Origin of the sequence: Pannus brasiliensis CCIBt3594 (assembly GCF_036688125.1) — a bacterium.
Lineage (GTDB): Bacteria > Cyanobacteriota > Cyanobacteriia > Cyanobacteriales > Microcystaceae > Pannus > Pannus brasiliensis.
On record NZ_JBAFSM010000041.1, the window covers coordinates 39,227 to 45,531 of the forward strand.

The window sequence follows — 6,305 nt, forward strand, 5'->3', positions numbered from 1 at the left end:
CCATGCAAACCTTTCCCTCTGCTGTCGTGAATTCCTCGGAAAATCAATCCCCCTTCTTGCTGGTTAGCGATATCGTCAAAGAATACCCGACACAAGACGGGGTTTACACGGTACTCGATGGTGTAGATCTCCAAGTCTCGGAAGGTGAGTTCGTCTGTATCATCGGTCACTCCGGCTGTGGGAAATCTACGCTGTTAAATATGGTGGCGGGTTTTTCCCGGCCGACGCGCGGGGAAATCTTACTACAGAATCAAGAGATCACCGCCCCCGGTCCCGATCGAATGATGGTTTTCCAGAATTATTCTCTTCTTCCCTGGAAAACCGCTTTCGAGAACGTGTATATCGCCGTTAACTCGGTCTATCCCGATAAATCCCACGCCGATAAGGTAAAAATCGTCGAAGAACATCTATCTATGGTGGGATTGACGGAAGCGGCCAACAAAAAACCCGCGCAACTATCGGGGGGGATGAAACAGAGGGTAGCGATCGCCCGCGCCCTCGCCATCCGTCCGCAGGTATTGATTCTCGATGAACCCTTCGGCGCGCTGGACGCGATCACGAAGGAGGAATTACAGGAAGAATTGCTGAAAATCTGGCGGGAACATCGATTAACGGTGTTGATGATCACCCACGACATCGACGAGGCGTTGTTCCTGTGCGATCGATTGGTGATGATGACCAACGGCCCGAGCGCGAAAATCGGCGAAATCTTACAAATTCCCTTCTCTCGTCCGCGGGTACGCGCTCAAATCATCGAAGATCCCCGTTACTACGAACTACGGAACGAGGCTCTAGATTTCCTCTACAACCGTTTCGCGCACGATGAAGATCCGGACGAGGACGCGCCGGAAACCCCGCGGACGGAAAACCTCGTCGGCAAAATCGCCGCGGCCGTCGGGGGAATCGCGTTACTCGGTTTCGTCGGTTTCAGTTTGATCCAGATGTTCACGAGTAAATCCGCGAACACTTCTAGCCCGACTCCGGGGATCGAAGCACCGGCGGGGAAATAGGATCGCTAGAATAGAATCGATCGAAATCAGGTATCACGAACGATACCTGATTTTTTTATCGGTTCGAGGGCGATCGGTTATAACAAGAATAGACTTCTCGATCGAGAATTTTTAAATCGCGTTCATCATTTAGGTTTTCGCTATGAGCGATCGAACTCTCTACGATTTATTACCGCAATAGAGTTCAAACAATTATTTATTCAAGAAATAGAATAATTCAAGTTTACTGACGAATCAACTCGATTCGGAGATTTTCCTACGGATCGATCGATTTTCCAAATACTCCCGTCAAAACTCATCCACGGCGCGAGGTGGATCGATCGATCCGATAATCCAGAGAATTTATCAAGCGATCGAGACCTCGTGAGATAGGTAAACATCCTGAATCTTGTGAAATAATTTCACCCCTTCCTCGAAAGATCGCTGGAAAGTTTTCCGGCCCGAAATTAACCCGCATCCCCCCGCGCGTTTATTGATCACCGCGGTGCGGATCGCCTCGGCGAAGTCGTTTTTTCCCGACGCGCCACCGGAATTTATTAACCCGATACGTCCCGCGTAACAGTTTAATACTTGATAGCGAGTTAGATCGATCGGGTGATCGCTCGTTAGTTCCGAATACACTCGATCGCTCGTTTTCCCATAACTTTGTCCCGTGGCTTTAGCGATCGCTTTATATCCCCCGTTCACCTCTGGTAATTTCTGTTTAATAATATCCGCCTCGATCGTTACACCTAAATGGTTCGCCTGTCCGGTTAAATCCGCCGCGAGATGGTAATCTTGATCCTGTTTAAACACATCATTGCGAAGATAACACCAGAGAATTGTCGCCATTCCTAACTCGTGCGCGCGGGCGAAAGCGCCGCTAATTTCCTGTATCTGACGGCCCGATTCCGGGGAACCGAAATAAATCGTCGCCCCCACCGCCACCGCGCCGAGATTCCACGCTTGTTCGACGGAAGCGAAAAGAATCTGATCGAATTGGTTGGGAAAACTTAACAGTTCATTGTGATTAATTTTGGCGATAAAAGGAATTTTGTGGGCGTATTTCCGGGCGACACTTCCCAAAACCCCTAATGTCGTCGCTACCGCGTTACATCCCCCCTCGATCGCCAGTTTAATAATATTCTCGCTATCGAAATAAATCGGGTTCGGCGCGAAAGAAGCCCCCGCGGAATGTTCCACCCCCTGATCGACCGGGAGAATGGATACATACCCCGTATTCGCTAACCGTCCCGTCGAGTAAATTTGCTGAAGACTTCGCAAAACCCGCGGCGATCGATCGCTCTGCACGAACACCCGATCGAGGTGATCCGGACTCGGTAAATGTAATAAATCCCGAGGAACTTTCGCCCGATAGGAGAGTAAATAATCGGCCTCATCTCCTAATAAAGCCTCGATCGAATCGGTGACGGGTAATGACGCGACCACGATAGCCTCCGTTTTCTTCTCCCTCCCATTCTAAAACCTTCCCCGTTTTTTCCGTTCTCTAACTAAAGAAAGAGTCTTCGATCGCCGTCGCATTTTTAGAATTAAAAAATACTCGAATTATGATTCCTTTTTATGACGAAAATTACCGTTCACCCCGACATAAAAGCGGGAATTCCCACCAACGAACCCGCGAAAACGAAATGGAATCTCGGGGGAACCGTCGCGGGAATCGTCGGGGGATGGCTCGTGGGTGCTTGGTTAGGGGGCGTTTTCCTGACGAAACTCGTGGAAACGACCCCGACAGCGAACCCGGGAATCTTGTTTAAAAATGTCCTGATCGGTGGCACGATCGTCTCGATTTTAAGCGGTTTATCGGGATTCGCGATCGATCGGCGCGACCATCAAAGAGCGATCCAAAAAGTGAACTCCCCCGTAGATGGCAAACGGTCGATCGAGTGACCACGCCCACATCTGATCCCCTAGGGAAAAATGCCACCATTCGCCCTTGTGACGGTTAAATCCAGCCTCTTTCATCAATTTATCTAAAAAACTTCGATTTTCGTGATACAGAGCCTCTACGGGGCTGTTAGCGTCGAGATAATAATCGGGACGGGATCGCTCGCCCATCTCGTCGATCTCCCCTCCCATCTCGATCGCGCGTCCCGTCGCGTCCACGAGGGTAATATCCACGGCCGATCCGGTACTGTGCGGGGGCGGTGTGGCGGGATTATCGCTCGGAATCGCCCAGATCGTGTAAACTTCCTGTAAAATACCCTCGATTTCTTCGGTTGATAACTTCTCTCGCTGTAATCCCCGTTCCCGCAAGACGGTGTTAAACGTGTGATCGACCATGAATTGCTGTACTTCCACCGGTCGATAAGCGTCGAAAATCTGGATTTTCCAACCCGGTCGATCGATCTCCAGACGCGTTTGTGCCTGTAAAAGAGCGTCTAGAACACCCTGACGGAGAGAATAGGGCGATCGACCCCCGTAATCGGCTCCCAGTGCCTCGTAGGGATGCGGGGAGAGAAGCGAGAACTTTTCCGCCGGGATCGGTACTAACGGTTCGCCACACTCGCGGATCGGGATTTTCAGATAGGGTTTCACGAGTACATCGGGAAAGAAAACGGTTCTATTGTAAGCCTTTCGGTCTCACGTAAATATTTCCTTCCCCATCTTTATATAAATCTTGTTGGGAAACGTTGCGTCTACCTTTGATTTTATGGATATTGAAACCGGCGTTTTTCAGTCGCTCGATCTCGTCATCCGAGAGTAAGCGATCCTGCCGCCAGTTTCTTTCCTCCTCCGTAGTCATGACTATTTTAGTTCCGCGATCGCGCCTCGGGCCATCGAAGCGATCGCCTGCTCCGTCGCGCGGGGAAGATGATAATATTTCCCGCCGGCTTTCAGGGCTAACTCTTTCGCGAATCCCGTCGAAACGAATTTTTTCTCCGTATCGATGACCAATAATTTCATCCCTAACGCGTTAATTTTCGCGGCGATTTCTAGCAATTCCGCTTTAATATCCGGTTTCTCGCCCTCCTGGATCGGTTCTCCCAGGGATTTCGCGAGGGGAATATTGCTCCGTCCGTCGGTGATGGCCACGATCACCACCTGCCCGATATCTCCCGATAAACGGGCGTTCATGCCGACGTGAACCGCTTGGGTTAAACCGTGCGCGAGGGGGGAACCGCCGCCACAGGGAAGGGTTTCCAGGCGTTTTTTGGCGAGGGCGATCGAGCGCGTCGGGGGCAGTAATACATCCGCTTTCTCGCCGCGGAAGGGAATCAAAGAAACCTGATCGCGATTCTCGTAGGCTTCGGTCAGCAGACGCATCACCGCGCCCTTGGCGGACTGCATCCGGTTCAGCGCCATCGATCCCGACGCGTCCACCACGAAAACGACGAGAGAACCCGCCTTACGCGCGAGACGCTTCGATCGCAGATCTCCCTCCTCGACGATAACGTGACGTTCCGGATTCCGTAACCGGCGGGCTTTCTGGTAGGGCGCGGCGGCGCGGAGAGTGGCATCGACGGCTACCCGTTTGACTTTCCCTTTCGGAAGCATGGGCTTGATGTAACGCCCGCGATCTTCCGAGAAAATCAAATTCGTCGCGCCGGATTTGCCCTGACGCTGGGCCATCTGCGCGAAATAGAGAACGCTAGGGTCGAGTAATACGCCTTCCGGGTCGAAAATGAACTCTTCGGGCAGATTATCCGGTTCTTGCTCCGTATCTTTATCCTCGTCTTCCTGTTCCTCGTCCTGTTCCTGTTCGCTCTCGTCTTTCGGGGGTTCCGGCGGGGGAGGCGGCGGGGGCGGTTGTTGCTGTTCCTGTTCCGGGGGTGGGGGAACGATAATCGATCGAGGTACGATTACCAGTTCTACGGCACGTTTCAGGTCGTCCGAGGTCACGCGGTCGCGTCCTTCCAGCGCGGCGGCGGCTTTCGCGACCCGGAGGGCGAAAATCTCGGCGCGATGCCCCTGTACTCTTCCTCTGACCGCTTCCTCGACCAGATAGGCGATCTGATCGGGACTGATTTTCACTTCTTTCAGCCACTCGCGGGCGAGGACGATCTCGGTTTTTAAATCGTCGATTTCCTGTTGATATTGGGCGATAAAGGCGCGGGGCGAGGTCGCGTACTCGATCGCTTGGTTAACCGCCTCCACCCGTCGATCGAGATTTAATACCCCGTCCGCGGATAAAGCGATGGCGATGCGATCGAGCAAATGAGTTCGTAAATCCCCTTCCTCGGGGTTATAGGTGGCGATTAACAGGGGTTTACAGGGATGTTGAAAGCTAATGCCCTCGCGCTCGATCTGGTTCCGTCCGTCGGTTAAAACCGTCAGGAGTTGATTCGCGATCTGTTCGTCGAGAAGATTGATTTCATCGATATACAACACCCCGCGATGCGCGGCCGCCAATAGTCCGGGCTGGAAAACCGGTTCACCGCGTTTGACCGATTCCTCCACATCTACCGAACCGAGCAATCGATCTTCGGTGACACCGAGGGGAATCTGCACGAAAGGCGAGGGAATCACTTCCGTGGGGATCTCGCCAGTGTAATTCTCGTATTCTTCCCGCGTTTTATCGTCCCACTCGTCGGGATTCGCGGGATCGCAGTGAAAGGGATTACCCTTGATAATTTCGATGGGGGGAAGTAGGGAATGAAGCGCCCGTGCCATCACCGATTTCGCCGTCCCCCGACGGCCGGCGATTACCACCCCTCCCAATCCAGGATCGACCGCGGCGAGAAGTAGCGCGAGTTTGATCGCTTCCTGACCGACCACGGCGGTAAGGGGGAAATTAATATTAACGGGTTCGCTTACGGTGGGCATGGGTTTCGATCGAGAAGGCCAAATTCTAGTGTAAAACAGGATCTGGCGGGAGTGACCGGAAAGATCTCGATCGATTTACGGCTGTCGCGATAGATTCGATCGGTGAGGTAGGAGAAAGGTTCGGGCAGTTGAGTTCCGAGATGGCAAGGATAGATAATTGTTAAGCGATCGGGACAGGATAAATCATCGGGGCGGACAATGTTGTAGTATATTGGTGTTGCTCTAGGTTCGATCGGCTTTCATATTCGAGACAAGGAAGCTTATCACTATCCGAACAGTGCTAGGCATTTGTCTTTCATCGGTGGCGATAAGTTCCAGACCTAGCCTGATATTCTGAACCTTAACGCTTATATATGGTGAATATACGGAAATTCTCCGCTTTTTGTTCTCTAGGGGTTGACTATACTGGCATTTTCTCTATAATCAACAGGTAAACTGCTAATTTATTACTGGGGACGTAGTGTGAGGTTATCTACTTACCGCTCTTTTATCACTATGGGGAGGTTAGAATTAAGAAAAAGCCCTGAAAGC

Annotated in this window: 6 protein-coding genes; 2 read left to right on the top strand and 4 right to left on the bottom strand. The window is 51.9% G+C overall.

The annotated features are described in order from the left end of the window. Window positions 1–2 precede the first annotated feature (2 nt). The gene (locus tag V0288_RS18545; RefSeq protein ID WP_332866638.1) at window positions 3–1,010 is read left to right on the top strand and encodes a nitrate ABC transporter ATP-binding protein; all 1,008 of its coding nucleotides are present in this window, start codon (window positions 3–5) and stop codon (window positions 1,008–1,010) included. Between the two features lie 345 nt (window positions 1,011–1,355). Here V0288_RS18545 and V0288_RS18550 read toward each other — a convergent pair whose 3' ends face one another. After that, a complete protein-coding gene (locus tag V0288_RS18550; protein ID WP_332866640.1) occupies window positions 1,356–2,438 on the bottom strand; it encodes a class I fructose-bisphosphate aldolase in 1,083 nt (360 codons plus the stop codon). Between the two features lie 132 nt (window positions 2,439–2,570). On the opposite strand from V0288_RS18550, the gene V0288_RS18555 reads away from it, so the two are divergent. Then, window positions 2,571–2,897, top strand: a complete 327-nt coding sequence (locus tag V0288_RS18555) for a hypothetical protein (protein WP_332866641.1) — start codon at window positions 2,571–2,573, stop codon at window positions 2,895–2,897. Here the strand turns inward: V0288_RS18555 and V0288_RS18560 are convergent. Genes V0288_RS18560 through bchD form a run of 3 tightly spaced genes read right to left on the bottom strand, consistent with a single transcriptional unit; the run spans window position 2,808 to window position 5,774 of the window. Continuing rightward, window positions 2,808–3,545, bottom strand: a complete 738-nt coding sequence (locus tag V0288_RS18560; protein WP_332866642.1) for a M15 family metallopeptidase — start codon at window positions 3,543–3,545, stop codon at window positions 2,808–2,810. The two genes, V0288_RS18555 and V0288_RS18560, sit on opposite strands and share 90 nt — an antisense overlap. Window positions 3,546–3,570: 25 nt before the next feature. Beyond that, entirely contained in the window at window positions 3,571–3,753 is a 183-nt protein-coding gene (locus V0288_RS18565) for a polymorphic toxin type 33 domain-containing protein (protein WP_332866643.1), read from the bottom strand. Between the two features lie 2 nt (window positions 3,754–3,755). Further along, the gene (gene bchD / locus V0288_RS18570; RefSeq protein ID WP_332866644.1) at window positions 3,756–5,774 is read right to left on the bottom strand and encodes a magnesium chelatase ATPase subunit D; all 2,019 of its coding nucleotides are present in this window, start codon (window positions 5,772–5,774) and stop codon (window positions 3,756–3,758) included. Between the last annotated feature and the right edge of the window lie 531 nt (window positions 5,775–6,305).

What these genes read in the sequence shown, in the direction of transcription:
- V0288_RS18545 (WP_332866638.1), top strand. Translation starts at nt 3, where the DNA reads ATGCAAACCTTTCCCTCTGCTGTCGTGAATTCCTCGGAAAATCAATCC.
- V0288_RS18555 (WP_332866641.1), top strand. Translation starts at nt 2,571, where the DNA reads ATGACGAAAATTACCGTTCACCCCGACATAAAAGCGGGAATTCCCACC.
- V0288_RS18565 (WP_332866643.1), bottom strand. Translation starts at nt 3,753, where the DNA reads ATGACTACGGAGGAGGAAAGAAACTGGCGGCAGGATCGCTTACTCTCG.
- bchD (WP_332866644.1), bottom strand. Translation starts at nt 5,774, where the DNA reads ATGCCCACCGTAAGCGAACCCGTTAATATTAATTTCCCCCTTACCGCC.